The organism is Streptomyces sp. NRRL S-455 (genome assembly GCF_000717875.1).
Taxonomy (GTDB): Bacteria; Actinomycetota; Actinomycetes; order Streptomycetales; family Streptomycetaceae; genus Streptomyces.
This window is the reverse complement of record NZ_JOCT01000006.1, coordinates 92731-118758: the sequence shown is the minus strand read 5'-3', so window position 1 is coordinate 118758 and position 26028 is coordinate 92731. Positions and strand designations below refer to the sequence as shown.

General features: G+C 71.4%; 20 protein-coding genes. 4 read left to right on the top strand and 16 right to left on the bottom strand.

Features of this window, described 5'->3' with window-relative positions:
• Positions 1-33: 33 nt before the first annotated feature.
• The 7 genes from topA to bldG form a co-directional block, all read right to left on the bottom strand.
• Positions 34-2895 (bottom strand): type I DNA topoisomerase, encoded by a 2862-nt coding sequence (gene topA, locus IE97_RS0111150; protein WP_030235859.1) that lies wholly within the window; start codon positions 2893-2895, stop codon positions 34-36.
• 246 nt (positions 2896-3141) lie between these two features.
• The gene (locus tag IE97_RS0111145; protein ID WP_030235857.1) at positions 3142-3339 is read right to left on the bottom strand and encodes a hypothetical protein; all 198 of its coding nucleotides are present in this window, start codon (positions 3337-3339) and stop codon (positions 3142-3144) included.
• A gap of 233 nt (positions 3340-3572) precedes the next feature.
• Positions 3573-5111, bottom strand: coding sequence for a N5-glutamine methyltransferase family protein (locus IE97_RS0111140; RefSeq protein ID WP_030235853.1), 1539 nt, complete (start codon positions 5109-5111; stop codon positions 3573-3575).
• A 72-nt stretch (positions 5112-5183) separates the two neighbouring features.
• Complete coding sequence (locus IE97_RS0111135) at positions 5184-5765, bottom strand: hypothetical protein (protein ID WP_030235849.1); 582 nt, start codon at positions 5763-5765, stop codon at positions 5184-5186.
• Between the two features lie 194 nt (positions 5766-5959).
• Positions 5960-8365: a sodium-translocating pyrophosphatase gene (locus IE97_RS0111130; protein ID WP_030235846.1), complete on the bottom strand. Its 2406-nt coding sequence runs from the start codon at positions 8363-8365 to the stop codon at positions 5960-5962.
• A 272-nt stretch (positions 8366-8637) separates the two neighbouring features.
• Positions 8638-9075 (bottom strand): ATP-binding protein, encoded by a 438-nt coding sequence (locus tag IE97_RS0111125; protein ID WP_030235842.1) that lies wholly within the window; start codon positions 9073-9075, stop codon positions 8638-8640.
• A 134-nt stretch (positions 9076-9209) separates the two neighbouring features.
• Positions 9210-9551 (bottom strand): anti-sigma factor antagonist BldG, encoded by a 342-nt coding sequence (gene bldG / locus IE97_RS0111120; RefSeq protein WP_003991900.1) that lies wholly within the window; start codon positions 9549-9551, stop codon positions 9210-9212.
• Positions 9552-9630: 79 nt separating this feature from the next.
• Here bldG and IE97_RS0111115 point away from each other — a divergent pair, with 79 nt between their 5' ends.
• Entirely contained in the window at positions 9631-12159 is a 2529-nt protein-coding gene (locus IE97_RS0111115) for a DEAD/DEAH box helicase (protein WP_078603172.1), read from the top strand.
• Here the strand turns inward: IE97_RS0111115 and IE97_RS40105 are convergent.
• The 7 genes from IE97_RS40105 to ssd form a co-directional block, all read right to left on the bottom strand.
• Positions 12050-12517: an Rv3654c family TadE-like protein gene (locus tag IE97_RS40105; protein ID WP_078603171.1), complete on the bottom strand. Its 468-nt coding sequence runs from the start codon at positions 12515-12517 to the stop codon at positions 12050-12052. The two genes, IE97_RS0111115 and IE97_RS40105, sit on opposite strands and share 110 nt — an antisense overlap.
• Positions 12514-12879 carry a TadE family type IV pilus minor pilin gene (locus IE97_RS0111110; protein ID WP_030235835.1) on the bottom strand — a complete coding sequence of 122 codons (366 nt, stop codon included), beginning with the start codon at positions 12877-12879 and terminating at the stop codon, positions 12514-12516. The genes IE97_RS40105 and IE97_RS0111110 overlap by 4 nt, the downstream gene beginning before the upstream one ends.
• Positions 12866-13075, bottom strand: coding sequence for a DUF4244 domain-containing protein (locus IE97_RS40100; protein WP_030235832.1), 210 nt, complete (start codon positions 13073-13075; stop codon positions 12866-12868). The genes IE97_RS0111110 and IE97_RS40100 overlap by 14 nt, the downstream gene beginning before the upstream one ends.
• A 72-nt stretch (positions 13076-13147) precedes the next feature.
• The gene (locus IE97_RS0111100; RefSeq protein ID WP_030235829.1) at positions 13148-13933 is read right to left on the bottom strand and encodes a type II secretion system F family protein; all 786 of its coding nucleotides are present in this window, start codon (positions 13931-13933) and stop codon (positions 13148-13150) included.
• Positions 13930-14802 (bottom strand): type II secretion system F family protein, encoded by an 873-nt coding sequence (locus IE97_RS0111095; RefSeq protein ID WP_030235824.1) that lies wholly within the window; start codon positions 14800-14802, stop codon positions 13930-13932. Before IE97_RS0111095 ends, IE97_RS0111100 begins: the two co-directional genes overlap by 4 nt.
• On the bottom strand, positions 14786-16084 hold the full coding sequence (locus tag IE97_RS0111090; protein WP_030235819.1) for a TadA family conjugal transfer-associated ATPase: 1299 nt from the start codon (positions 16082-16084) through the stop codon (positions 14786-14788). The genes IE97_RS0111095 and IE97_RS0111090 overlap by 17 nt, the downstream gene beginning before the upstream one ends.
• On the bottom strand, positions 16081-17193 hold the full coding sequence (gene ssd / locus IE97_RS0111085; RefSeq protein WP_030235816.1) for a septum site-determining protein Ssd: 1113 nt from the start codon (positions 17191-17193) through the stop codon (positions 16081-16083). The genes IE97_RS0111090 and ssd overlap by 4 nt, the downstream gene beginning before the upstream one ends.
• 574 nt (positions 17194-17767) lie before the next feature.
• Between ssd and IE97_RS0111080 the strand changes: the two genes are divergently transcribed.
• Positions 17768-18601: an HAD family hydrolase gene (locus IE97_RS0111080; RefSeq protein WP_030235813.1), complete on the top strand. Its 834-nt coding sequence runs from the start codon at positions 17768-17770 to the stop codon at positions 18599-18601.
• A 334-nt stretch (positions 18602-18935) separates the two neighbouring features.
• Here IE97_RS0111080 and IE97_RS0111075 read toward each other — a convergent pair whose 3' ends face one another.
• Positions 18936-19760, bottom strand: a complete 825-nt coding sequence (locus IE97_RS0111075) for a hypothetical protein (protein WP_030235808.1) — start codon at positions 19758-19760, stop codon at positions 18936-18938.
• A 60-nt stretch (positions 19761-19820) separates the two neighbouring features.
• Entirely contained in the window at positions 19821-21086 is a 1266-nt protein-coding gene (locus IE97_RS0111070) for a hypothetical protein (protein ID WP_030235806.1), read from the bottom strand.
• A gap of 297 nt (positions 21087-21383) precedes the next feature.
• On the opposite strand from IE97_RS0111070, the gene IE97_RS0111065 reads away from it, so the two are divergent.
• Together IE97_RS0111065 and acs are read left to right on the top strand one after the other, a co-directional pair.
• Positions 21384-23753 carry a bifunctional SulP family inorganic anion transporter/carbonic anhydrase gene (locus IE97_RS0111065; protein WP_030235801.1) on the top strand — a complete coding sequence of 790 codons (2370 nt, stop codon included), beginning with the start codon at positions 21384-21386 and terminating at the stop codon, positions 23751-23753.
• A 311-nt stretch (positions 23754-24064) separates the two neighbouring features.
• Complete coding sequence (gene acs / locus IE97_RS0111055; RefSeq protein ID WP_030235797.1) at positions 24065-26023, top strand: acetate--CoA ligase; 1959 nt, start codon at positions 24065-24067, stop codon at positions 26021-26023.
• Positions 26024-26028: the final 5 nt, after the last annotated feature.

Sequence of the window (26028 nt, the reverse complement as noted above, 5' to 3'; positions counted from 1 at the left end):
CCGCCCGGTTTCCGAACAGGTCCCGGACGGGCCTCAGTCCTCCGCCGACTTGGCGGCGGTCGCCGTCTTGGCGGCCGTCTTCTTCGCCGTCGTCTTCTTCGCCGTCGTCTTGGTCGTCGTCTTCTTGGCCGCGGTCTTCTTCGCGGCGGTCTTCTTCGCCGCTGCCGTCTTCTTGGCCGGTGCCTTCTTGGCCGCCTTCTTCGCGGTCTTCTTCGCCGGGCCCTTCGCACGCTTCTCGGCGAGCAGCTCGAAGCCGCGCTCCGGCGTGATCGTCTCGACACTGTCGCCGGAGCGCAGGGTCGCGTTGGTCTCGCCGTCGGTGACGTACGGCCCGAAGCGCCCGTCCTTGACGACGACCGGCTTCTCGCTCACCGGGTCGGTGCCCAGCTCCTTCAGCGGCGGCTTGGCGGCGGCCCGGCCACGCTGCTTCGGCTGAGCGTAGATCGCCAGCGCCTCTTCCAGCGTGATCGTGAAGAGCTGCTCCTCGGACTGGAGCGAGCGCGAGTCGGTGCCCTTCTTCAGGTACGGGCCGTAGCGGCCGTTCTGCGCGGTGATCTCCTGGCCCTCGGCGTCGGTGCCGACGACACGCGGCAGCGACATCAGCTTGAGGGCGTCGTCGAGGGTGACGGTGTCCAGGGACATCGTCTTGAAGAGGGACGCCGTGCGCGGCTTGACCGCGTTCTTGCCCGTCTTCGGGGTGCCCTCGGGGAGGACCTCCGTCACATACGGTCCGTAGCGGCCGTCCTTGGCGACGATGGTGTGGCCGGTGGCCGGGTCCGTGCCCAGTTCGTAGTCACCGCTCGGCTTGGCGAGCAGTTCCTCCGCGAGGTCGACGGAGAGCTCGTCCGGCGCCAGGTCGTCCGGGATGTCGGCGCGCTGGTGCTGCTCGGTGTCCTTCTCGCCGCGCTCGATGTAGGGCCCGTAGCGGCCGACCCGCAGCACGATGTCGTTGCCCACGGGGAACGACGACACCTCGCGTGCGTCGATGGCGCCCAGGTCGGTCACCAGCTCCTTGAGACCGCCGAGGTGGTCCCCGTCGCCGTTGCCGGCGTCGGCGGCACCACCCGGGGCTCCCGGGGCGGAGCCGCTGTCGGACGCCGTCTCGCCGAAGTAGAACCGCTTCAGCCACGGCACGGACTGCGCCTCACCGCGGGCGATGCGGTCGAGGTCGTCCTCCATCTTGGCGGTGAAGCCGTAGTCGACGAGCCGCCCGAAGTGCTTCTCCAGGAGGTTGACCACGGCGAAGGACAGGAAGGACGGCACCAGGGCCGTGCCCTTCTTGAACACGTAGCCGCGGTCCAGGATCGTGCCGATGATCGACGCGTACGTCGACGGACGGCCGATCTCGCGCTCTTCCAGCTCCTTGACCAGGGAGGCCTCGGTGTAGCGGGCCGGGGGCTTGGTGGCGTGCCCGTCGACCGTGATCTCCTCGGCGCTCAGCGCGTCGCCCTCGCTGACCTGGGGCAGCCGGCGCTCACGGTCGTCAAGCTCGGCGTTCGGGTCGTCGGCGCCCTCGACGTAGGCCTTGAGGAAGCCGTGGAAGGTGATCGTCTTGCCGGAGGCGCTGAACTCGACGTCCCGGCCGTCGGCCGCGGTGCCGCCGATCTTCACCGTGACGCTGTTGCCGGTGGCGTCCTTCATCTGGGAGGCGACGGTCCGCTTCCAGATCAGCTCGTACAGCTTGAACTGGTCGCCGGTCAGTCCGGTCTCGGCGGGAGTGCGGAAACGATCGCCGGAGGGGCGGATCGCCTCGTGGGCCTCCTGCGCGTTCTTGACCTTCCCGGCGTACGTCCTCGGCTGCGGCGGCAGGTAGTCGGCGCCGTACAGCTGGGTGACCTGGGCGCGGGCGGCGGCGACCGCCGTGTCGCTCAGCGTCGTGGAGTCCGTACGCATGTAGGTGATGTAGCCGTTCTCATACAGCTTCTGCGCGATCTGCATCGTGGCCTTCGCGCCGAAGCCGAGCTTGCGGCTGGCCTCCTGCTGCAGCGTCGTCGTACGGAACGGGGCGTACGGCGAGCGGCGGTAGGGCTTGGACTCCACGGAGCGCACGGCGAACCGCGTCTGCTCCAGGGCGGCGGCCAGGGCGCGGGCGTTCGCCTCGTCGAGGTGGAGGGTGTTCGCGCTCTTCAGCTGTCCCAGGGAGTCGAAGTCGCGGCCCTGCGCGACCCGCCTGCCGTCGACCGACTGCAGGCGCGCGACCAGCGACGACGGGTCCGACGGGTCGCCGGCCCGGCCGGTCGCGAAGGTGCCCGTCAGGTCCCAGTACTCAGCGGAACGAAAGGCGATGCGCTCGCGTTCCCGCTCGACGACGAGTCGGGTGGCGACCGACTGGACACGGCCCGCGGACAGCCGCGGCATGACCTTCTTCCACAGGACCGGCGAGACCTCGTAGCCGTAGAGGCGGTCGAGGATGCGGCGGGTCTCCTGGGCGTCGACGAGCTTCTGGTTGAGCTGGCGCGGGTTGGCCACGGCGGCCTGGATCGCGGCCTTGGTGATCTCGTGGAAGACCATCCGCTTGACCGGGACCTTGGGCTTGAGCACCTCCTGGAGGTGCCAGGCGATGGCCTCGCCCTCGCGGTCCTCATCGGTGGCGAGGAAGAGCTCGTCGGAGTCCTTCAGCAGGTCCTTGAGCTTCTTGACCTGTGCCTTCTTGTCGGCGTTGACCACATAGATCGGCTGGAAGTCATGTTCGACGTCCACACCGAGGCGGCGGACCTCGCCGGTGTACTTCTCGGGCACCTCGGCGGCGCCGTTGGGGAGGTCGCGGATGTGCCCGACGCTCGCTTCGACTACGTAGCCGGGGCCGAGGTAGCCCTTGATCGTCTTCGCCTTGGCAGGCGACTCGACGATGACGAGTCGGCGGCCGCCCTGTGCGGTCTCGCTGGTCGGGGACAACTTCGCTCTTCTCTCCGGTCGACGCTGGGGCCTCCCCAGGCTTCTTCCCGGGGCTGGGTCGTGTGGTGACGCTGCGGAGTGTGACGGTACAGCCCGCCCCCGTGTCAAACGGGAAAAGCCCGCAACGGCCACTCGAACGGTAACCCGACTACCACCATTCCTGCCGCCCGGAGTACCGGGAGAAGACCCGCCCCTATGCGGAGTGCGACCTCTCGGTCACGGGCGGGAACGCCGCCGACCCGGGCCTCAGAGGCGGGTGAAGCACCAGGCTCCGGCCGCCAGGGCGAGCACCGCGACGACGCTCGCGAGGGTCGCCGATGCGACGGGCCTCACACCGTGGGCGACGGGCAGGTGCTGGCGCACGCGTGTCACGGTCCACGCCAGCAGTCCCCCTCCGAACAGGGAGAACACCGTTCCCGCGAAGATCGCCGGTTCGCTCTCCATGGCCCGCCGTGCCCCTTTTCCTGTGTCCGCGTCTCCCCAGCCCCGGGAGGCTGACACGCGCGGGCGGCGGGCAGGCGAACCAGAGGTGAACGACGGGTCGACACGGCCGTGGACCGGCGGCGTCCGGCCCTTCACAGCCCGTTCGGACGAGGTGTTCAAATCGACTCGAATTTATTGGCGAGCCCCTCCGAGACGCCCCTCGAAGACGACCCCGCGGTCTTCCCCGGAGCCTCTCAGCGGACCGGCTCGAGGAACCCCTGCTCGACCAGCAGCCGGATCTGCGCCGGGGTGCGGTCGCGCAACAGGACCGGGTCCTCGCCGACCAGCTGGGCGATGGCGTCCAGGATGACCCCGGCGCTCATCGTGCCGTCGCACACGCCCGCGAAGCCCGCGCCGACCGTGTCCACCCGGGTGGCCCGGCGCATACCGCGGTTCTGGCGCAGCACGACATGCTCGGGGTCCTCCGCACCGGGCAGCCCGACCTGCTCCTGCACGACCTCGGCGGTGAGCCGGAAGCGCTCTTCGAGCAGGGCGGCGTCGTCGTGGTCGCGCAGGTAGGCGAGCCGGTCGAAGTGGGCCCGGATGGTGTCGCCGAGCGGCTGCTCCACCGGATGCGGCCACTCCTCCACCGTGACGGAGGGCACGGCGGCGCCCGCCTTGCGCAGGGTGATCCAGCCGAATCCGACGGCCTTCACCTTGCGTGCCTCGAACTCGTCGAGCCATGCGTCGTACCGGGCCTGGTACTCCGCCGCGTCCTCGCGGTGGTCGCCCGCGTCCCGCAGCCACAGCTCGGCGTACTGGTTGACGTCCTGCACCTCGCGCTGCACGATCCACGCGTCGCAGCCGCGCGGCACCCATGACCGGAGCCGCTCCTGCCAGTCCTCCCCCTCCACGTGCTGCCAGTTGGCGAGGAACTGCGCGAACCCACCCTCGTTCAGGCGATCGCCCGCCTGCTGAACGAGCGTGCGGCACAGATCGTCCCCGCCCATGCCGCCGTCGCGGTAGGTGAGCCGGGCACCGGGCGAGATCACGAACGGCGGGTTGGAGACGATCAGGTCGTACGTCTCGTCGTCACGGACCGGATCGAAGAGGGAACCCTCGCGCAGGTCGGCCGCCGGGGCACCGGACAGGGCCAGCGTGAGGGCCGTCATGTGCAGCGCGCGCGGATTGAGGTCGGTGGCCGTCACGCGGGTGGCGTGCCGGGTGGCGTGCAGCGCCTGGATCCCGGACCCGGTGCCCAGGTCGAGCGCCGCGGCCGCGGGCCGCCGGACGGTGATGCCGGCGAGTGTCATGGAGGCGCCGCCGACCCCCAGGACGACCCCCTCGTCCCGCCGGCCGATCCCCCCGGCGCCGCCGACCGCGCAGCCCAGGTCCGACACGATGAACCAGTCCTCGCCGCCGGGCCCGCCGTACGGACGGACGTCCACCGTGGCGGCGATCTCGTCCCCGCCGACGCGGGTCAGCCAGCCGCTCTCCAGACAGGCGTCGACGGGCAGGACGTCCGCCACGCGCGCCTGCGGCACGGGCTGCTGGAGGAGGAACAGCCGCACGAGCGCCTCCGGCGGCGTGTCCCCGCGGGTCGCCCGGAGCGCCGGCACGGTCTCGCTCCGGGCCAGTGCCGCGTACGCGGGCGCACCGAGCAGCTCGAGCAGTCCGTCGGCCGTGAAGGAGGCGTGGAGCAGGGCGTCCCTCAGCCGGTCGGCGGCTTCGGGGCGGTCGGAGGCGGGCAGCGGGGACAGGGGTGACTGGCTGGCGTTACTCACGCCCCCCATTGTGGCCGCCGGTACGGGTATCGCGCGTGCCCGTGCCGGGTGGTGTGCGCGCCCCTCAGCTCGGGGTGGACCTCAGCTCTGCGTGGCCGGCGCCGTCGCCGCCTTGCAGGTGGACTGGCGGGCCATCGCCTGGCCGACCTCGCCCTCCTCCAGGGTCCGGAGCGCGTCGTTCCCGCTCTTGCCCAGCTTGTCCAGCTCGGTGGCGATGTCCTTGAGGCCGTCCGCGAACTTGCCCTGGTCCTTGGTGTCGAGGTCGTCGACCTGCTTCTTCAGGGAGGCGTACGCGGCGGAGATCGAGTTGAGCTCCTTGACCGCGTCCTGCTGCTTCTTCTTGCCGTTCTCGACGTCCGGCGGCCCGGCCTTGGTCACCGCGGACCCGATGGCCTTGTACGCGTCGGACATGTCCTGGAAGGCCTGCGCGTCGGTCTTCTGGACCTCTTCCGGCTTGCTGCTGTCCGAGGTCTCCTTCTGGATCGAGGCATTGGCCGACTCGATCTTCTTGGCCTGCGGCTGTACTGCGTCGCAGACCTCCTTGGCCCAGGAGTCCAGCTTCTCGTTGTCGTCGCCGCCACACCCCGACAGCGCCAGTACCAGTACCGCACCGCCGGACAGTGCGGCCGCGAGCTTCTTGTTCACCGGTTTGGTCCCTTCCATGGCTCTCGGCCCCGGAACATACACGCCAGATGCACGGCAACCGCACGCCGAGCATCCATTAAGACCGTTTCGTAATCTTTTGCGCCAAGCGAGAGAAGGCTCACGGCGTGAACGTGTACCCGCGCAGAGCGGGCGGGCGACGCGTCAACGCGCGCCGCCCGCCCGCACCTTGAGCTGGGGCTTGGGAACCCTCCCTAAGAAACCACCGCCGGGTCCGCCGACTTGGGCTTCGGCTCGGCGTTGCCTTCGTCACCCATCGCGATCCCGCGCCGCTTTGACACGTAGACCGCGCCGGCGATCACGACGAACGCGAGGGCAGCGATCAGGATCCGTACCCCGATGCTCTTGTCCGGGCCGTAGGAGAACTGGATCACCGCGGGCGCGATGAGCAGCGCCACCAGGTTCATGACCTTCAGCAACGGGTTGATCGCGGGACCGGCGGTGTCCTTGAAGGGATCGCCGACCGTGTCGCCGATCACGGTCGCCGCGTGGGCCTCACCGCCCTTGCCGCCGTGGTGGCCGTCCTCGACGAGTTTCTTGGCGTTGTCCCAGGCGCCACCGGAGTTGGCCAGGAACACGGCCATCAGCGTGCCCGCGCCGATCGCGCCCGCGAGGAACGCGCCGAGCGGGCCGACGCCGAGGGTGAACCCGATGAAGATGGGCGCCATCACGGCCAGCAGACCGGGCGTGGCGAGCTCGCGCAACGCGTCCTTGGTGCAGATGTCGACGACCTTGCCGTACTCCGGTTTCTCGCTGTAGTTCATGATCCCGGGCCGCTCGCGGAACTGCCGCCGCACCTCGAAGACCACGGAACCCGCCGACCGCGACACCGCGTTGATCGCCAGCCCCGAGAAGAGGAAGACGACCGCGGCGCCCGCGACGAGACCCACGAGGTTGTTGGGCTGCGAGATGTCCATCATCAGGCTCATCGGGGCGCCCTCGCCGCCGAGCTGTTCGCCCACGTCCCGCGCTCCGGTGATGATCGCGTCGCGGTACGACCCGAACAGCGCCGCCGCCGCGAGCACGGCCGTGGCGATCGCGATGCCCTTGGTGATCGCCTTGGTGGTGTTGCCGACCGCGTCCAGGTTGGTGAGCACCTGCGCGCCCGCGCCCTCGACGTCGCCCGACATCTCCGCGATGCCCTGCGCGTTGTCGGAGACCGGCCCGAAGGTGTCCATCGCGACGATGACACCGACCGTGGTGAGCAGGCCGGTGCCGGCCAGCGCCACCGCGAACAGCGCCAGCACGATCGACGTGCCGCCGAGCAGGAACGCCCCGTACACCCCGAGCCCGATCAACAGGGCCGTGTACACGGCGGATTCGAGACCGACGGAGATACCGGCGAGGACGACGGTGGCCGGGCCGGTGAGCGATGTCTTGCCGATGTCCCGAACCGGCCGTCGGGTGGTCTCGGTGAAGTAGCCGGTCAGTTGCTGGATCAGGGCGGCGAGCACGATGCCGATGGCCACCGCGACGAGCGCGAGGATCCGCGGGTCGCCGTCCTTGCCCTGGATCGCGGCGTCGGTGACACCGTCGAGCTCTGAGTACTTGGCCGGCAGGTAGACGTAGACGGCCACCGCCACCATCACGAGCGAGATCACCGCGGAGATGAAGAACCCGCGGTTGATGGCGCTCATGCCGCTGCGGTCGGAGCGCCTCGGCGCCACGGCGAAGATGCCGATCATCGCCGTGATCACACCGATCGCCGGCACCAGCAGCGGGAAGCCGAGCCCGGCGTCGCCGAAAGCCGCCGAGCCCAGGATCAGCGCGGCGACCAGGGTGACGGCATAGGACTCGAAGAGGTCGGCCGCCATGCCCGCGCAGTCGCCGACGTTGTCGCCCACGTTGTCGGCGATGGTCGCGGCATTGCGCGGGTCGTCCTCCGGAATGCCCTGTTCGACCTTGCCGACCAGGTCGGCGCCGACGTCGGCGGCCTTGGTGAAGATGCCGCCGCCGACCCGCATGAACATCGCGATCAGCGCGGCACCGAGGCCGAAGCCCTCGAGCACCTTCGGCGCGTCGGCCGCGTACACCAGCACCACACAGGACGCGCCGAGCAGGCCGAGGCCCACCGTGAACATGCCGACCACACCGCCCGTGCGAAATGCGATCTTCATCGCCTTGTGCGAGACGGTGGTCAGATCCTTTTCCGGCTCGCCTGCTGCCGGAGTCGCCTCACGCGCCGCCGCGGCGACGCGCACATTGCTGCGTACGGCGAGCCACATGCCGATATAGCCGGTGGCCGCCGAGAACGCCGCTCCGATCAAAAAGAACACCGATCGTCCGGCACGCTGACTCCAGTCGTCCGCGGGCAGCAGCATGAGCAGGAAGAACACGACCACGGCGAATACTCCGAGCGTGCGCAGCTGGCGTGCCAGATAGGCGTTCGCGCCTTCCTGGACCGCCGCCGCGATCTTCTTCATGCTGTCGGTGCCCTCGCCGGCCGCGAGTACCTGGCGTACCAGGACCCCCGCGAGCACCAGTGCCGCCAGGGCGACGATCGCGATGACCACGACGAGGACGCGGTTGCCATCGGTCAGTACGGCGGCTGCGAGGTCTGTGGGATGGCCCGACTGTTGTGAGAGAGAAAGCCCCGCCATTCGTCCTCCTTGACGCTTGGGCTGAGCTCAAGATGTGGACGGGATTGTAGGTACCGGAACCTGATCAAAACAGAGCGCGATAAACGCAATCGGCCTTCTGAAGTAATGCCCTGAAAGCATTCTCGGGCGGCCTTGGAGCATGCGAATGATCGTGAACGAATTCACGCGATGAACAGCACAGGAACCACTGTAAAGGCGAGCACTGACAACCGCACATGACGAAGGGCCCCACGGGTGGGGCCCTTCGTCGAAAACGCTGTGGTTGTGACCGGTCAGACCAGGATCGTCGGCGGCGGGGTGGTCGGCCAGGTCATCTTGATCGACCCGCCGTGCTCTCCCGCGCTGACCTCGACGTCGTCGACGAGTCCACTGATGACCGCGAGGCCCATCTCGTCCTCTTCGGCTTCTCCGTCGGGGTTGCCGGGTCCAGCACCGTCCGCGCGCTCGCCCGGGACAGCGTGGGGGGCCTCGTCGCCGACCTCGATGGAGAACTGTTTCTCCTCCTCGATCAGCAGCACCTTCACCGGTGCCGAGATCCCGCCGGTCTTGTGCAGTCCGACGGCCCGGCTGCACGCCTCGCCGACGGCGAGTCTGACCTCGTCGAGGACGGCCTCGTCCACCCCGGCCCTGCGCGCTACCGCGGCCGCCACCAACCGGGCGGTCCTGACGTGCTCGGGCAGCGCGCTGAAGCGGAGCTCAACGGTGGCCATGCATCCCCCTCGCAACTACGGGCGTGCTGTCGAGGGGCTCCGGGCCGCCGAAATCCCGGGCCCCCTCGGTCTTCACTTCTGCCGAACTCTTGCCGCACTTCGGCCGGCCCGGGCCCGGGGGCCCGGGTCCGTCATCAGTCGGTGGCCGCCACCGCTTCCTCGACCGAGGTGTGAATCGGGAACACCTTGGTGAGGCCGGTGATGCGGAAGATCTTCAGAATGCGCTCCTGGTTGCAGACCAGGCGCAGGGAGCCCTCATGGGCCCGCACGCGCTTCAGGCCGCCGACCAGCACGCCGAGTCCGGTGGAGTCGAGGAAGTCCACGCCCTCCATGTCGACGACAAGGTGGAAACTGCCGTCGTTCACCAGCTCGACCAACTGCTCGCGCAGCTTGGGCGCGGTATATACGTCGATTTCGCCACCAACCCTGACGATCGTGCGATCGCCCATGGTTTCGGTCGACAGGGACAGGTCCACGGATCCTCCAGCACCTTGCTATCGAGCGGTCGCCCTCGGGGCATCTCGGCTTCAGCCCTTGGACGCTTCGCCAGCCGCGATGGCATTCAATCACTTACCGGCAGGCGTGTACGACGCCTTGGCTCCATTGTCCGTCACGCCAGTGACACACTCGGTGCCGATGGCCAAGAATCACCGATCCGATCGAACCCCGACGGACCCCGCCCCCGGGCCCGCGCCGGGCGCGGTCCTGGACCGGCTCGCGTCCGGTCCGAGCAGGGCTTCGCGCATTACTCATACGGAGCACCTGCCCCCGCGCGAGGGTCGGCATGCCGTCTGGCCGGACCGGATCCGCGCCGAAGTGGTGGCCGCCGTACGGGCCGCGGGTATCGAGCATCCCTGGGCCCACCAGGCACACGCGGCCGAGCACGCCCTGGACGGCGACTCCGTCGTGGTCGCCACCGGCACGGCCTCGGGCAAGTCCCTGGCCTATCTCGTGCCGGTCCTGTCCACCCTTCTGGAGGGCGCCGAGGCCCCGAACGGCCGCGGCGCGACCGCCCTCTACCTGGCCCCCACCAAGGCCCTTGCGGCGGATCAGTGCCGCTCCGTGAAGGAATTTTCACATCCACTGGGCCATTCGGTGCGCCCGGCCGTGTACGACGGCGACACTCCGTTCGAGGAACGCGAGTGGATCCGTCAGTACGCCAACTACGTCCTGACCAACCCGGACATGCTGCACCGCGGCATCCTGCCGTCCCACCCCCGCTGGTCCTCCTTCCTGAAGTCGCTGAAGTACGTCGTCGTCGACGAGTGCCACACCTACCGCGGGGTCTTCGGGTCGCACGTCGCCCAGGTGCTGCGCCGGCTGCGCCGGTTGTGCGCCCGTTACGGCGCCTCGCCCGTGTTCCTGCTCGCCTCCGCGACCGCCGCCGAGCCCGCGGTGGCCGCCGGCCGCCTCACCGGCCTGCCGGTCGTGGAGGTCGCCGACGACGCCTCCCCCCGCGGTGAACTGGTGTTCGCGCTGTGGGAGCCGCCGCTGACCGAGCTGCACGGCGAGAAGGGCGCCCCCGTCCGCCGCACCGCCACTGCCGAGGCTGCCGACCTGCTGACCGACCTCACGGTGCAGGGTGTGCGTTCGGTCGCCTTCGTGCGGTCGCGGCGCGGCGCCGAGCTGATCTCCGTCATTTCCCAGGAGCGTCTGGCCGAGGTCGACCGTTCGCTGGCCGGGCGTGTCGCGGCCTACCGGGGCGGCTACCTCCCGGAGGAGCGCCGCGCACTCGAACGGGCCATCCATTCGGGTGAACTCCTGGGCCTCGCGGCGACGAACGCCCTCGAACTCGGCATCGACATCTCCGGTCTCGACGCGGTCGTCATCGCCGGCTACCCGGGCACGCGCGCCTCGCTGTGGCAGCAGGCGGGCCGGGCCGGACGGTCCGGGCAGGGCGCCCTCGCCGTCCTGGTCGCCCGCGACGACCCGCTGGACACCTTCCTCGTCCATCACCCCGAGGCCCTTTTCGACCAGCCCGTCGAGTCGACGGTCCTCGACCCGGACAACCCTTACGTCCTCGCCCCGCACCTGTGCGCGGCCGCCGCGGAAATGCCCCTGACGGACGAGGACCTCGACCTGTTCGGCCCGGCCTGCGAGGGCCTGCTGCCCCAGCTGGAGGCCGCGAAGCTGCTGCGCCGCCGCACCAAGGCCTGGCACTGGACCCGCCGCGAGCGCGCCGCCGACCTGACCGACATCCGCGGTGAGGGCGGACGCCCGGTCCAGGTCGTCGAGTCCGGCACGGGCCGGCTGCTCGGCACGGTCGACGCGGGCGCCGCGCACTCGACCGTGCACGAGGGGGCCGTCCACCTCCACCAGGGCCGCACCTACCTGGTGCGGTCCCTGGACCTGGAGGACTCCGTCGCCCTCGTCGAGGAGGCCGCCCCGCCCTACTCCACGGTCGCCCGGGACACGACGGCCATCTCCGTCCTGGAGACCGACGTCGAGGTCCCCTGGGGCGACGGCCGTCTCTGCTACGGCTCCGTCGAGGTCACCAACCAGGTCGTCTGCTTCCTCCGTCGCCGGCTCATCACCGGTGAGGTCCTGGGCGAGACGAAGCTCGACCTCCCTCCTCGTACGCTGCGCACCCGGGCGGTGTGGTGGACCGTCACCGAGGACCAGCTGGACCGGGCCCGGATCAACCCGGAGATCCTCGGCGGCTCCCTGCACGCCGCCGAGCACGCGTCGATCGGCCTGCTGCCCCTCTTCGCCACCTGCGACCGCTGGGACATCGGCGGCGTGTCGATCCCGCTGCACCCGGACACGCTCCTGCCCACGGTCTTCGTCTACGACGGCCATCCGGGCGGCGCGGGCTTCGCGGAGCGTGCCTTCCACACCGCCCGCACCTGGCTGACCGCCACCCGCCAGGCCATCGCCTCCTGTGAGTGCGACGCCGGCTGCCCGTCCTGCATCCAGTCCCCCAAGTGCGGCAACGGCAACGACCCGCTGCACAAGAGGGGGGCGGTGCGGCTGCTCACGGTGCTGCTGGAAGGGGCTCCGGAGGAGAAGGAGGCAGGTGACCATGCGGCTGAGCGGCCGACGGAAGGTCCGGCTGGGCCGCCGGAGGGCCCGCCCGTGCCCTGACCCGCGCCGTGAACGGCCCCCGGCCCGACGCCGCCGTCACGTCCGAGATCTCTCCGACGACCTCGCACCGCACCAGCCGCACGCCCTGTGCCCGGGCCACCCGGCCGGCCCGGGCACAGGCCGCCGCACCTCCCTCGGCCCAGTGGTCCGCCGCCGCGAGCGCCGCCAGATCCGCACCGCCCGCCGCCCGGTGCCGGACGACGACGGCCTGCCCCAGCGCGAGGACGACACCGAACACCACGCACAGGACGGCGATCGCTCCGACGCTCCAGACGGTGGCGGATCCCTGATCCGAGGCGGCCCCTCCGCTCACTCGCCGCCGTGTCTCCCGCCCCCGCACCTCCGCCGGTCGTCTCATGTGCCCACCCCCACGGCCTCCTCCACCGACGCCACGGCTTCCTCGCGCACGGTGAACGGCAAACCCCGCAGCATCGGCGCCTCCGCCACGACGACCACCCGGACGTGCTCCGCGTCCCGGCTGACGGTGACCTTCGCGCCGGGCGGTGCCGCCTCTCGGGTCATGCGCACGACCGCGCCGGGCGGGTCCTGGCGGGCCGCCGCGCGGGCGCCCGTCCGTGCCGCGTCCACGCACTGGATCTGGGCGGCCACCACCAGCAGCCCCCAGACCAGCGCCATCGCGAACATCACCAGCACGGGCAGCACGACCGCCGACTCCGCCGTGACGAACCCCCGGTCCGCGCCCCGCTCACATGCGCGCATTGAGGGCTTCCTGCACGATGCCCTGCAGCTCCGCGCCGACCGCACCGCTGGTGACGACCTTGTAGAGCACCACCGCGAACGCGACCGCCGCCACGATTCCCACCGCGTACTCGGAGGTGACCATCCCCGCGTCCCTCCGCGCCGTACGCATCCCACACACCAGGGCACGCAGCCGTGCCCGTACCGCCTGATACATCTCAACCCCCGTAGGAAAGAGTCCGAACTTCATTTGGTTGTCGCCGACTTGCCTCACCGACCCGTCTCCGCCTCAGCCACCACCTCCCTCGAGCACCCCGCCCGCGAGCCCGATCACCACGGGCAGCACACCGACCGCGATGAACGCCGGCAGGAAGCACAGTCCGACGGGCGCGCTGACGATGACGCCCGCACGGCGTGCCCTGGCCGTCGCGGCGCGGCCCCAGTCGGCGCGGGCCTCGGTGGCGAGCCGGGCGACCGGTGTGGCGGCGGGCAGCCCGGTCACACCGGCCCGCTCGAGCAGCCGGGCCAGGCCATCGGCACCCGGGAGGGCGGCCAGCCTCCGCCAGGCGGAACCCGGCTCGCCGCCCAGCCGCACCTCCGCCGCGCCATGGACCAGCGCGTCTCCCACGGGGCCGCCCAGGGCCTCGCCGACCGCCTGGGCCGCTATCACCGGGCCGGCGCCCGCGGCGATGCAGGCGGCCAGCAGGTCGGCGGCCAGGGGCAGTTGCCGTGCCGCCTCGGTCAGGTCGGGCGCCTGTACGGCCGCGGTCGCCTCCTGCCGCTGCCGCCACCGCCACATCCCCACCGCACCGGCCAGTCCCACCGCGACACCGGCGGGCCCGCCGACCAACGCCCACCCGGCGCACGCCACGCCGACGGGAGGGAGCCATCTGTGTGCTGCCCCGCGCAAGGCGAGGCGCGGGACGGGGGCGGTCGCCTCCCGGGCCGGCAGTCCGGTCAGCCGGCGCCGCATCCGCCGGCTGCGCCGCGCTTCCACCAGCCACCGCACGGACCAGCCGAGCCCCAGCAGCGTCCCCGCTGCCACCCCCAGCCTGTGGATAACTTCCCCGCTCATGCGGCCGCCTCCGCGCCCCGCACGATCCGCAGCACCCACCACAGCCCCAGGCCCTCCAGCGCCCCGCCGACCACCAGGCAGCCCAGGCCCGCCGTGGTGTGCAGCAGGACATGGAGGGGGTCGGCGCCGAGGGCGGTGCCGATGAGGAGCCCCAGGGCCGGCAGCCCGGCGAGCATCACGGCCGTGGTGCGGGCACCCGCCAACTGGGCACGCAGGTCGCAACGTTGGTCCCGTTCCGCGCGCAGAGCCGCGGTGAGCCGGTCGAGTCCGGCCGCGAGTCCCGCGCCCTGGTCCACGGCCACCCGCCAGCACGCCGCGAGTCCCCGCAGCCCTTCAGCGCCCGGTTGCCGTGCGGCGGTCGCGAGCGCGCCCGGCACATCGCCGCCGAACCGCGCCGCCGCCAGCACCGTCGCCTGTGCGTCCGCGAGTCCGCCGCGGTCCCGCGCGGCCCGCAGCAGCGCCTCACCCGGCTGGCGTCCGGCCCGCACCTCGCCGGCGAGCGTGCCGCACAACGCGATCACCGCGTCCGCCCGGCGCTCCTGGTCCCGCCGCGCCAGGCCGGCCAGCCGGACCCGCCGCAGCAGCGGTACCCCGGCGGCCCCCAGGACGGCCGGCAGCACCGACGCCCCGAGCACCGCCAGCACCAGCCCGGCCACCGGCGCCCACCACTCGGCCCGCAGCCGCCCGCGAAGGCGCCGCAGCGCGTCAGGGCGCACCCGCCGCCACCCGGGCGGCCCGCTCCCGGCGGTCCCGCCGCCGGCGAGCAGCAGCCGCGCCCGCCGCGCCGGGTTCCGCTCGCCCAGCAGCCAGACCGCCGCTGCCACACACGCCACCGCCGCACCCGTCGACATCTCAGCCACCGCCGCCATCCCCCGGTCCTCCCCGTCCGGTCGTCAACCGTCCGCCTCCGTCCCCGCCATCGCCGGCTCCTCCCACCGGCGCACGGCCGGCCGCACCCGCCCCGCCGCCGGTCACGTCGTCGCGGAGCAGACCCCGCAGCCGTTCCCACCCCCGCTCACGCACGAAGGCCTCCGCTCCCCACCGCAGGGCCGGCACCGTCCGCACCAGTCCCGTCGGGTCCCGCTCCAGCACGTGCACCTCGGCGATCCGCCGCCGCCCGGCCCGGTCGCGTACGAGGTGCAGCACCACGGAGAGGGCGGCGGCCACCTGACTGTGCAGTGCGGCCCGGTCGAGCCCGGCGGCCGTGCCGAGCGCCTCCAAGCGGGCCGGTACGTCGGCGGCGGCATTGGCGTGCACCGTCCCGCACCCGCCCTCGTGGCCGGTGTTCAGCGCGGCCAGCAGATGCACCACTTCGGGCCCCCGCACCTCGCCCACGACCAGCCGGTCGGGACGCATCCGCAGCGCCTGGCGCACCAGGTCCTCGAGCGTGACGAGGCCCGCGCTCTCCTGGTTGGCGGGTCTGCTCTCCAACCGCACGACGTGCGGATGGTCCGGCCGCAGTTCCGCCGAGTCCTCCGCCAGGACGATCCGTTCGTCCGCTCCCACCAGCCCCAGCAGGGCGCTCAGCAGCGTCGTCTTGCCGGTGCCCGTGCCCCCGCTGACGAGGAAGGACAGCCGCGCGTCGAGCAGCGCCCGCAGCACGCGGTCCCCGCCCGGCGGCACCGTGCCCGCCGTGACCAGCTCGCCGAGTGTGAAGGCACGCGGCCGTACGACCCGCAGCGAGAGGCAGGCACAGTCCACGGCCACGGGCGGGAGCACCGCGTGCAGCCGCGTTCCGTCGGGCAGCCGGGCGTCGGCCCAGGGCCGGGCGTCGTCCAGGCGGCGCCCGGCCACCGCGGCGAGACGCTGGGCGAGCCGTCGTACGGCCGCCGCGTCCGCGAAGCGCACCGGCGTGAGCTCCAGTCCGCCGCCCCGGTCCACCCAGACCCGGTCGGGAGCCGACACCAGCACGTCCGTCACAGACGGGTCGGCGAGCAACGGCTCCAGAGGCCCGCTGCCGACCAGCTCGGACCGCAACTGGGCGGCGGCCCCCAGGACTTCCGCGTCGCCGAGCACCCGTCCCTGCTCCCGCAGGGCCTGTGCCACACGCGCGGGTGTCGGCTCGGCACCGCTCTCGGCGAGCCACCGCCGTACTCCGTCGAGCAGGCCGGCGTCCTCGGCTCCGGACACCGTGCCGGTCGCCGCGCTCATGCGGCACCCGCCTCGACGAGCGCCCGCTCCCAGAACCCCTTGCAGAAGCGGGCGAGCGGTCCGCGCGGGACGCCACCCGGAGGCGCCGTGGCCCCGTCCGGGCGCAGCAGCCCCGGCTCGACCGGCACCTCGCCGACCAGGGGTAGTCCGAGCAGCCGTGCCACCTCGCGTTCGTCGAGCCCCGGCGGGTAGGGCCCGCGGACCGCCACCCGCAGATCGCGCAGGACCATGCCGACGGCGGACGCCACCCGCCCGGCCGCCGCGACGGCCCGCAGTTCCGCGGGCACCACCAGCACGCCGACGTCCAGCTGGGTGAGGACTTCGGCGACGCCGTCGTCGACGCGGCGCGGCAGATCGACCACGACGGTGCCGCCCCGGCGCCGGGCCGCCGCGAGGACCGCGCGCACCGCCTGGGGCGGGACGGCGATCCGGTCGCCCCGGTCCCAGCTGAGCACCCGCAGCGAGTGCAGCTCAGGGAGCGACTCCTCCAGGGCGCCGCCGCCGACCCGTCCGCGTGAGGCGGCGAACGCGGGCCAGCGCAGTCCGTCGGCCGTCTCTCCGCCGAGGAGTACGTCGAGCCCGCCACCCAGCGGATCGGCGTCCACGAGGAGGGTGCGCAGTCCCTCCCTCGCGGAGGTGACGGCGAGCGCGCACGCGAGCGTGGACGCTCCGGCCCCGCCCCGGCCGCCGATGACGCCCACGGTGAGCGCGGGCCGGCCGACGCCCTCTGCGACGTCGGCGATGCGGTCGACCAGCCACTGCTCGCCGTCGGGCAGCATCAGGACGTGCTCGGCGCCGATCTCGACGGCACGCCGCCACACCCCGGAGTCGTCCGGGTCGCGTCCGACGAGGACGACTCCCCGTCTGCGCGCGGCCCCGCGCAGGCGCCGCGCCGCATCGTCGCCCACGAGGACGAGGGGCGCGGCCTCCCAGCTGCCTCTGCGCTCCGGCACCCCGTGGTGCACCTCGGGTGTCGCGCCGGCCGCCGCGCACAGGCGCAGCAGATCGTCGAGGAGCTCGGTGTCCTCGGTGACGATCAGCGGTCCGCCCTGCCGCCCTCCGGCGGCCGGCGGCGGATCGTGTGTGACGGTTCCGGCCACGGTCTCCATCCCCCTTCGCTGCATGGCTCGCGCGGCCTCCGCGGCCCCGCGATTTCCGATCGTGGGAAGAACCGACAAGGCGGCCTCCCTATGAACGGCCGACGTAAACCGGCCAAACGCCCCCGCGAATCGGAACCGGCGATGAACTCGCCGCGACCGGGGCGCGCTGGAATCACGGTGCAGCGATCTCGGATTTCGTGTGGATCTTGGTGGATAACTGTGGACGTCCCGAGGGTTGTGAATATCGTCGTCACCCATACCGGTGGCCCCCGCAGACCCCTTGTGCGACTCCCGCAGGGCAGTCCGGCGGCTACATACGGTGAAGAGTCATGCCCATGACAATCTGCTGCCCCTCGCAGCACCCCGGCAGCACTCTGACCGCGCGAAGAAGGAGAAAACCCACCCGGACATGCGACGACCCCCGCCGGGGGGGAGAGCGGGGGTCGTCCCCACGGCCGACTCGGGGGGGGAGGAGTCGGGCCGGGTTAGCACGGTCGCGAACGATCCGTGACTTCCATGGTGTACCCGAGAGCCCTCTCAGGCAAACCCACGCGCCCCACCTTACGCCGAATGGGCTGCCCCTATGCTCAGGGGCGTGGAAAACCACTCCTTGCCCCGCACCGCGGCGTTCTTCGACCTGGACAAGACGGTCATTGCGAAGTCGAGCACGCTCACCTTCAGCAAGTCGTTCTACCAAGGCGGCCTGATCAACCGAAGGGCTGTCCTGCGAACTGCATATGCCCAGTTCGTCTTCCTCGCCGGCGGTGCCGACCACGAGCAGATGGAGCGCATGCGCTCGTATCTGTCCGCGCTGTGCCGCGGATGGAACGTGCAGCAGGTCAAGGAGATCGTCGCCGAGACGCTGCACGATCTGATCGATCCGATCATCTACGACGAGGCCGCCTCCCTCATCGAGGAGCACCACACCGCCGGCCGCGACGTCGTGATCGTGTCCACGTCGGGCGCGGAGGTCGTCGAGCCGATCGGCGAGCTGCTCGGCGCGGACCGCGTGGTGGCGACCCGCATGGTCGTGGGCGACGACGGCTGCTTCACCGGCGAGGTGGAGTACTACGCCTACGGCCCGACCAAGGCCGAGGCCATCAAGGAGCTGGCCGCGTCCGAGGGGTACGACCTCAGCCGCTGCTACGCCTACAGCGACTCGGCGACCGACGTCCCCATGCTCGAGTCCGTCGGCCACCCCCATGCGGTGAACCCGGACCGTGCGCTGCGCCGCGAGGCCCTCGCGCGCGGGTGGCCGATCCTGGACTTCCACCGTCCGGTCCGGCTCAAGCAGCGCATCCCCTCGTTCTCCGTACCGCCGCGTCCGGCGCTGGTCGCGGTCGCCGCGATAGGCGCCGCGGCGGCCACAGCCGGTCTGGTCTGGTTCGCGAACCGGCGCCGGGCGACAGCCGCTTGACCTGGGAACGACCCGACGTCGTATGCGCACCCGAAAGTAAAGAAGTGCAGTCCGGGCTTCCGCTTCCTGTGAGTCAGGAGTACAAAGGAGTCAACGGCCCGCGAGACCAAGGACATCCGAGAGGATCACCTTAAATACGCATTTGGCCCCACGGACCGCGCATGAACACCGGGCACCCACGCGACGTCGACCCGTCGATTACGGGCCAGCCGCACCAGGTGACGGGCAAAGTTCCCGACCTGATGGGCATATATCGAGGACGCTTGGTAACCCGGTGCTCATGCCAGCGGCGGTACGAGATCTCGTACCGCCGCATCTCTTTTCCCGTCAGCTTTCACGCCGCTCCGCGCTGCAACGCCTCGCACACCGCCGTCGACTCGCGCGCCCCCAGCTCCACCGCCCGGCCGCAGTGGGCGATCCAGGCGGCCATGCCTTCCGGGGTGCCGGAGACATACCCGTCCAGCGCTTCCAGGTAGGCCTCGCGGCCCAGCTCGGCGTGTCCGACCTCGGCCGGGCAGACCGACTTCGGGTCCAGGCCGCTGCCGACCAGGACGATGCGTTCGGCCGTGCGCGCGACCAGGCCGTTGTGGGACGTGAAGGGACGCAGCGCCAGCAGCTCGCCGTGCACCACGGCAGCCGTCACCAGGGCCGGCGCGGAACTCCCGGCGATGATCAGCCCGCCCAGCCCTTCCAGCCTGCCGTGCGCCTCCGCCGCACTCGGCAGCGGCAGCCCGTTGAGCGGGTCGTCGACCGGCTCACCCTCCTGCCGGGGCCGCCCCACCTGGTCCGCCTTGCCGGCCGCAGCCACCAGGTGCAGCCGGGCCAGCACCCGCAGGGGCGACTGCCGCCAGATCGACAGCAGCTGCCCAGCCTCCGCGGTGAGCCGCAGGGCCGCTCCCACGGCGCGGGCCTCGTCGTCACCGCTGAAGTCCGTACGCCGGCGCACTTCCTCGAGCGCCCAGTCCGCGCCGGACAGCGCCGCTGAGCCGCGTGCCCCGCGCAGGGCCGCCTCGGAGGTGATCGCGTTGCTGCGCCGGCGCATGATCCGGTGGCCGTAGACCCGGTCCACGGCCTTGCGCACGGACTCCACGGACTCGGCCACGCCGGGCAGGTCGCCCAGTGATGCGAGGGGGTCGGCGGTCGCGCCTGCTGTACTCATGAGTACGACCCTACGCACCCCGGGGGTCCGCCCGGCGGTGGAGTGGCCTTCTTCACGCGGCTATCCCCTGGCGGCCGGAGCCTTGGGCGCCCCCTTCTGAGCCGGAGTGGGCCGACCCGCGAGGAAGGACGCCCAGCCCTGCCTCGGCGCCTCGCCTACCTTGAGCGTCCGCAGCTTCTCCAGCGTCCTGGGGTCCTGGGCGTCCAGCCAGTCCGCCAGCTGCCGGAACGAGACACAGCGCACCTCCTTCTTGGTGCACACCGCCTCGATGACCTCCTCGACGGCCCGCATGTAGGTGCCGCCGTTCCAGGATTCGAAGTGGTTGCCGATGATCAGCGGCGCGCGGTTGCCGTGGTAGGCCCGGTAGAAGCCCCCGAGCAGGCCGTCGCGCATCTGGTCGCCCCAGAAGGCGTGCTTGGCGGGGTCGCCCTGGGTGTCGGTGCCCGACTGGTTGACCATGAAGTTGTAGTCCATGGTGAGCTGCTCGTAGGAGTGGCCGGGGAACGGCACGAGCTGCATGGACAGGTCCCACAGGCCGCCCTTTCTGCCCGGCCAGACCTGGTCGTTGACGCCGCTGGTGTCGTAGCGGAAGCCCAGGTCGCGGGCCGCCCTGATGAAGTTCCGCTGCCCCTCCAGACAGGGTGTGCGCGCGCCGATGAGCTCCTTGTCGTAGTCGAAGGGGAGCGGCGACGCGTTCTTCAGGCCGGTGTTGGTCTTCCAGGTCTTCACGAACTGCTTGGCCTGGGCGATCTCGTCCTTCCAGTCCTTCACCGACCACTCACCGACCCCGCCGCCGCTGCCGCAGAAGTGGCCGTTGAAGTGGGTCCCGATCTCGTTGCCCTCCAGCCAGGCCAGGCGGAGCTGCTGCACGGTGGCGGCGATGCCACGGCGGTCGTTGAAGCCGATGTCGGAGCGGCCCGGCGAGTGCTGCGGCGGCCGGTACAGTTCGCGCTTGTCGTCCGGCAGCATGTACACGCCGCTCAGGAAGTACGTCATGGTCGCGTCGTTCTCCCTGGCGACCTTGCGGAAGTGGGAGAACAGCTTCTGGCTGTCCTCGCCCGCGCCGTCCCAGGAGAAGACGACGAACTGCGGCGGCTTCTGACCGGGCCGCAGCCGCGCGGGCCTGGGCAGGTGGGGCTGCGCGCCGGTGTAGGCGGTGGAGCCGTCTCCGATCAGCCGGACCACGCTCTTCGGCGCCTGGGCCGGCTTCGGCTTCCGCGGCTCGGGGGCTTTTTCCCGGGGGGCGCCGGTCGCGCAACCGGCGAGGGATGCGGCGCACATCGCGGCAATCAGAGAACCTGCGGCGGTCCTGCGGGTGGCGGCCATGTGTCGCCCACCTTCTTCCTTCTCTCGGGTGCCGACAGCGCCGCCAAGTTCGCATGAGAAGAAGAAGGAATTAGTACGACAAGCCGATGAAATAGCCGCTTCACCCTTATAGGTGTTCCATTCACCCATTTGCCCGCAAAATCTATGCTCGCCCTTTACTCTGCATTACGATTCGTTTACTGAGCGTTGCTTCATCCCGCCGATTCACGCCGTAGTCACGGCCGCGACCAGAACCCCGCCCCCCGAGCGGGGACCCCACGTCACGCGACCGCGCAGCCCTGGAGGAGACGGGAAAACATGTCATCCTGCGTCCCCGCACGCGCCGCCGATTCGGACCGGACCGAGCGCACCCATCCACCCCACAGCCCGCCGCCGGCCGGGCCCCGCCGATTCAGGATCGCGGGTGCCGACGTGTCGGCCTCGATCGCGGTCTTCCTGATCGCCCTGCCCTTGTCCCTGGGCATCGCCCTCGCCACCGGCGCACCCCTCCAGGCCGGCCTCGTCGCCGCCGCCGTGGGCGGGCTCGTCGCCGGACGCATCGGCGGCTCCCCGCTCCAGGTGAGCGGACCGGCCGCCGGACTCACCGTCGTCACCGCCGACCTCATCCAGCGCTACGGCTGGCGGGCGACCTGCGCCATCACCATCCTCGCCGGCCTCGCCCAGCTGGGCCTGGGCTGCCTGCGTGTGGCGCGCGGCGCCCTTGCCGTGAGTCCCGCCATCGTGCACGGCATGCTCGCCGGGATCGGCGTCACCATCGCCGTGGCCCAGCTGCACATCGTGCTCGGCGGCACCCCCCAGAGCTCCGTCCCCGGCAACCTGCGTGCCCTGCCCGCCCAGTTGGCGCACATGCGCCCCGAGGCCGTGTCGGTGAGCGTGCTGACCCTCGCGCTGCTGCTGCTCTGGCCGAGAATGCCGGGCCGGAGAGGCCGCCTGCTGCGCAAGGTCCCGGCCGCGCTCGTCGCCGTCACCGGAGCCACCGCGGCCGCCGCCCTCACCGGCCTCCGCCTGCCCAAGGTCGACCTGCCCTCCTGGAGCAACCACGCCCTGGCCGGACTGCCCGAGGGCTCCGTGCTCGGCCTCGCCGCCGCGGTGCTCACCATCACCCTGGTGTGCAGCGTGCAGTCACTGCTCGGCGCGGTCGCCGTGGACAAGCTGGTCGCCCGCCGAGAGGGCGCGTCCGGCCACGTCGGGCGCTCCGACCTCGACCGCGAACTGCTGGGCCAGGGCGCCGCCAACATCGTCTCCGGTTCGCTCGGCGGACTGCCCATCGCCGGTGTCGCCGTGCGCAGTTCGGCGAACGTGAACGCGGGTGCGGTGAGCCGGAACTCCACGATGCTGCACGGCGTTTTCGTAGTGATCGCCACACTGCTGATGGTCCCGGTCCTGGAGCTCATCCCGCTGGCCTCGCTCGCCGCCCTGGTGATGGCCATCGGCATCCAGATGGTGTCCCTGCATCACATCCGCACGGTGACGCGCCACCGAGAAGTCTGGGTGTACGCCGTCACGACCCTCGGCGTCGTCTTCCTCGGCGTCCTCCAGGGCGTGGCACTCGGCATCGCCACGGCCGTCGGGGTCGCCCTGCACCGCCTCACCCGCACCCGCATCACACACAGGGAGAGGGAAGGAGTCCACCACGTACACGTCAGAGGGCAGTTGACGTTCCTCGCGGTGCCACGTCTCAGCCGGGCCCTGCATCTCGTGCCCCACGGCGCCGCCACGGTCGTCGAGCTGGACGGTTCGTTCATGGACCACGCGGCGTACGAGACCTTGCAGGACTGGCAGAAGACGCACACCGCGCAGGGAGGCACCGTCGAGATCACCGGACGGCACCCCGGCACGCGCATCTCCGAGCCGCAGGCCTCGACCGGCTGCCGTTGCCGGCCCTGGACGCCCTGGCGCAACCACCAGTGCGAACGCCCCCAGTCCACTCCCCCCGCAGAGCACGCCCCGGCCGGCACGGACCGCTCCGCGCCGGACCTGACGGGCACCGGAGGAGCCAGTGGGCATGAACTGGCGCGTGGCATCAGCGCGTTCCAGCGCAACACCGCGCCCCTGGTGCGCAGCGAGCTGGCCCGGCTGGCGCGCGAAGGGCAGCGGCCCTCGCAGCTCTTCCTGACCTGCGCCGACTCACGGCTGGTCACGTCGATGATCACCTCCAGTGGTCCGGGCGACCTGTTCGTGGTGCGCAACGTGGGCAACCTCGTCCCGCGGCCCGGCGAGGAGAGCGGCGACGACTCGGTGGCGGCCGCGATCGAGTACGCCGTGGACGTGCTCCAGGTGCGGTCCATCACGGTGTGCGGGCACTCGGGATGCGGCGCCATGCAGGCGCTGCTGGGCTCCGAGCCCGGCAGCACCCGGACACCGCTCGAGCGGTGGCTGCGGCACGGGCTGCCCAGCCTGGAGCGCATGACCCACGACGGCCTGCCGTGGGGCGGACTCGCAGGGCGGGATCCCGAGGACGCGGTCGAGCAGCTCTGCCTGACCAACGTGGTCCAGCAGCTGGAGCATCTGCGCGCCCACGAGTCGGTGGCCCGGGCCCTGGAGAAGGGCACGTTGGAGCTGCACGGCATGTACTTCCACGTGGGGGAGGCGGAGGCGTACCTGCTCACCGACGCGGACGGCGAGCGCGTCTTCGACCGGGTCCGGGAGGCGGACCTCACGGCGTGAGCCGCCACCCGGCCAGGGTGGGCACCCCGAACGACGGCGGGGTGCCCACCCGGACACGCACGGCACCCCCTGAGCAAGATCCGGTGATCGGCGCGGCACCGGCTGAACCTTCCCTGGTCGGCGTACGTGGGTACGGATGACCCCGGTCCCGACAGCGCCGCTGACAGGTCTAAACCAATCGGCGGTCGGCCCTTGTCATCGCACCCCCGGGTCTGATGAGCTGTGGCCTGGGACACAACGGACACCCTGGGAAAGGCAGATGCCGTGAGCAACGAAAGCCTGGCCAACCTGCTGAGGGAGGAGATGGGCGAGTGAGTGAGAATCCTTCCCTCTCCAACCTGCTCAAGGAAGAGCGCAGGTTCGCACCCCCCGCCGACCTGGCCGCGAACGCCAACGTCACCGCGGAGGCGTATGAACAGGCCAAGGCTGACAGGCTCGGCTTCTGGGCCGAGCAGGCCCGTCGGCTGACCTGGGCCAAGGAGCCCACCGAGACACTCGACTGGTCGAATCCGCCGTTCGCCAAGTGGTTCCAGGACGGCGAGCTCAACGTCGCCTACAACTGCGTCGACCGGCATGTCGAGGCCGGCCACGGCGACCGGGTCGCCATCCACTTCGAGGGCGAGCCCGGCGACAGCCGCGCGATCACCTACGCCGAGCTCAAGGACGAGGTCTCCAAGGCGGCCAACGCGCTGCTGGAGCTGGGAGTTCAGGCCGGTGACCGGGTCGCCGTCTACATGCCGATGATCCCCGAGACGGCGATCGCGATGCTGGCCTGCGCCCGCGTCGGCGCCGCCCACTCGGTCGTCTTCGGCGGCTTCTCCTCGGACGCGCTCGCCACCCGCATCCAGGACGCCGACGCGCGCGTGGTCATCACCTCCGACGGCGGCTACCGGCGCGGCAAGCCGTCCGCGCTCAAGCCGGCCGTGGACGAGGCGGTCGAGAAGGCGGGCAACGTCGAGCACGTCCTGGTCGTGCGCCGCACCGGCCAGGAGGTCGCCTTCACCGAGGGCCGCGACGTGTGGTGGCACGACCTCGTGGACCGCCAGAGCGCGGAGCACACCCCGCAGGCGTTCCACGCCGAGCACCCGCTGTTCATCCTCTACACCTCGGGCACCACGGGTAAGCCGAAGGGCATCCTGCACACGTCCGGCGGATACCTCACCCAGACCGCCTACACCCACCACGCCGTCTTCGACCTCAAGCCGGAGACCGACGTGTACTGGTGCACCGCCGACGTCGGCTGGGTCACCGGCCACTCGTACATCGTCTACGGCCCGCTCGCCAACGGCGCCACGCAGGTCATGTACGAGGGCACGCCCGACACCCCGCACCAGGGCCGCTTCTGGGAGATCGTGCAGAAGTACGGCGTGACGATCCTCTACACCGCGCCGACCGCGATCCGTACGTTCATGAAGTGGGGCGACGACATCCCCGCCAAGTTCGACCTGTCCAGCCTGCGCGTGCTGGGCTCGGTGGGCGAGCCGATCAACCCCGAGGCGTGGGTCTGGTACCGCAAGAACATCGGCGGCGACCGCACCCCGGTTGTGGACACCTGGTGGCAGACCGAGACCGGCTCGATGATGATCACCCCGCTGCCGGGCGTGACCGCGACCAAGCCGGGCTCCGCGCAGACGCCGCTGCCCGGCATCTCCGCGACGGTCGTCGACGACGAGGCCAACGAAGTGCCCGACGGCGGAGGCGGCTATCTGGTGCTGACCGAGCCGTGGCCGTCGATGCTGCGCACCATCTGGGGGGACGACCAGCGGTTCATCGACACGTACTGGTCGCGTTTCGAGGGCAAGTACTTCGCCGGTGACGGTGCCAAGAAGGACGACGACGGTGACATCTGGCTGCTCGGCCGGGTCGACGACGTCATGCTCGTCTCCGGGCACAACATCTCGACCACGGAGGTCGAGTCGGCGCTCGTGTCCCACCCGTCGGTCGCCGAGGCGGCCGTGGTCGGCGCGGCGGACGAGACGACCGGGCAGGCGATCGTCGCCTTCGTGATCCTGCGCGGTACGGCCGCCGAGACCGAGGACCTGGTCGCCGAGCTGCGCACGCACGTCGGCAACACCCTCGGCCCGATCGCCAAGCCCAAGCGGATCCTGCCGGTGGCCGAGCTGCCCAAGACCCGCTCCGGCAAGATCATGCGCCGGCTGCTGCGGGACGTCGCCGAGAACCGCCAGCTCGGTGATGTCACCACGCTGACCGACTCCACGGTCATGGACCTCATCCAGGCGAAGCTGCCGGCCGCGCCGAGCGAGGACTGAGCCCG

Coding starts and splice junctions, on each gene's coding strand:
- IE97_RS0111145 (WP_030235857.1), bottom strand. CDS start 3,339: ATGGAGAGCGAACCGGCGATCTTCGCGGGAACGGTGTTCTCCCTGTTC.
- IE97_RS0111140 (WP_030235853.1), bottom strand. CDS start 5,111: ATGGGGGGCGTGAGTAACGCCAGCCAGTCACCCCTGTCCCCGCTGCCC.
- IE97_RS0111135 (WP_030235849.1), bottom strand. CDS start 5,765: ATGGAAGGGACCAAACCGGTGAACAAGAAGCTCGCGGCCGCACTGTCC.
- IE97_RS0111130 (WP_030235846.1), bottom strand. CDS start 8,365: ATGGCGGGGCTTTCTCTCTCACAACAGTCGGGCCATCCCACAGACCTC.
- IE97_RS0111125 (WP_030235842.1), bottom strand. CDS start 9,075: ATGGCCACCGTTGAGCTCCGCTTCAGCGCGCTGCCCGAGCACGTCAGG.
- IE97_RS0111115 (WP_078603172.1), top strand. CDS start 9,631: ATGGCATTCAATCACTTACCGGCAGGCGTGTACGACGCCTTGGCTCCA.
- IE97_RS40105 (WP_078603171.1), bottom strand. CDS start 12,517: ATGAGACGACCGGCGGAGGTGCGGGGGCGGGAGACACGGCGGCGAGTG.
- IE97_RS0111110 (WP_030235835.1), bottom strand. CDS start 12,879: ATGCGCGCATGTGAGCGGGGCGCGGACCGGGGGTTCGTCACGGCGGAG.
- IE97_RS40100 (WP_030235832.1), bottom strand. CDS start 13,075: ATGTATCAGGCGGTACGGGCACGGCTGCGTGCCCTGGTGTGTGGGATG.
- IE97_RS0111100 (WP_030235829.1), bottom strand. CDS start 13,933: ATGAGCGGGGAAGTTATCCACAGGCTGGGGGTGGCAGCGGGGACGCTG.
- IE97_RS0111095 (WP_030235824.1), bottom strand. CDS start 14,802: ATGGCGGCGGTGGCTGAGATGTCGACGGGTGCGGCGGTGGCGTGTGTG.
- IE97_RS0111090 (WP_030235819.1), bottom strand. CDS start 16,084: ATGAGCGCGGCGACCGGCACGGTGTCCGGAGCCGAGGACGCCGGCCTG.
- ssd (WP_030235816.1), bottom strand. CDS start 17,193: ATGGAGACCGTGGCCGGAACCGTCACACACGATCCGCCGCCGGCCGCC.
- IE97_RS0111080 (WP_030235813.1), top strand. CDS start 17,768: ATGCTCAGGGGCGTGGAAAACCACTCCTTGCCCCGCACCGCGGCGTTC.
- IE97_RS0111075 (WP_030235808.1), bottom strand. CDS start 19,760: ATGAGTACAGCAGGCGCGACCGCCGACCCCCTCGCATCACTGGGCGAC.
- IE97_RS0111070 (WP_030235806.1), bottom strand. CDS start 21,086: ATGGCCGCCACCCGCAGGACCGCCGCAGGTTCTCTGATTGCCGCGATG.
- IE97_RS0111065 (WP_030235801.1), top strand. CDS start 21,384: ATGTCATCCTGCGTCCCCGCACGCGCCGCCGATTCGGACCGGACCGAG.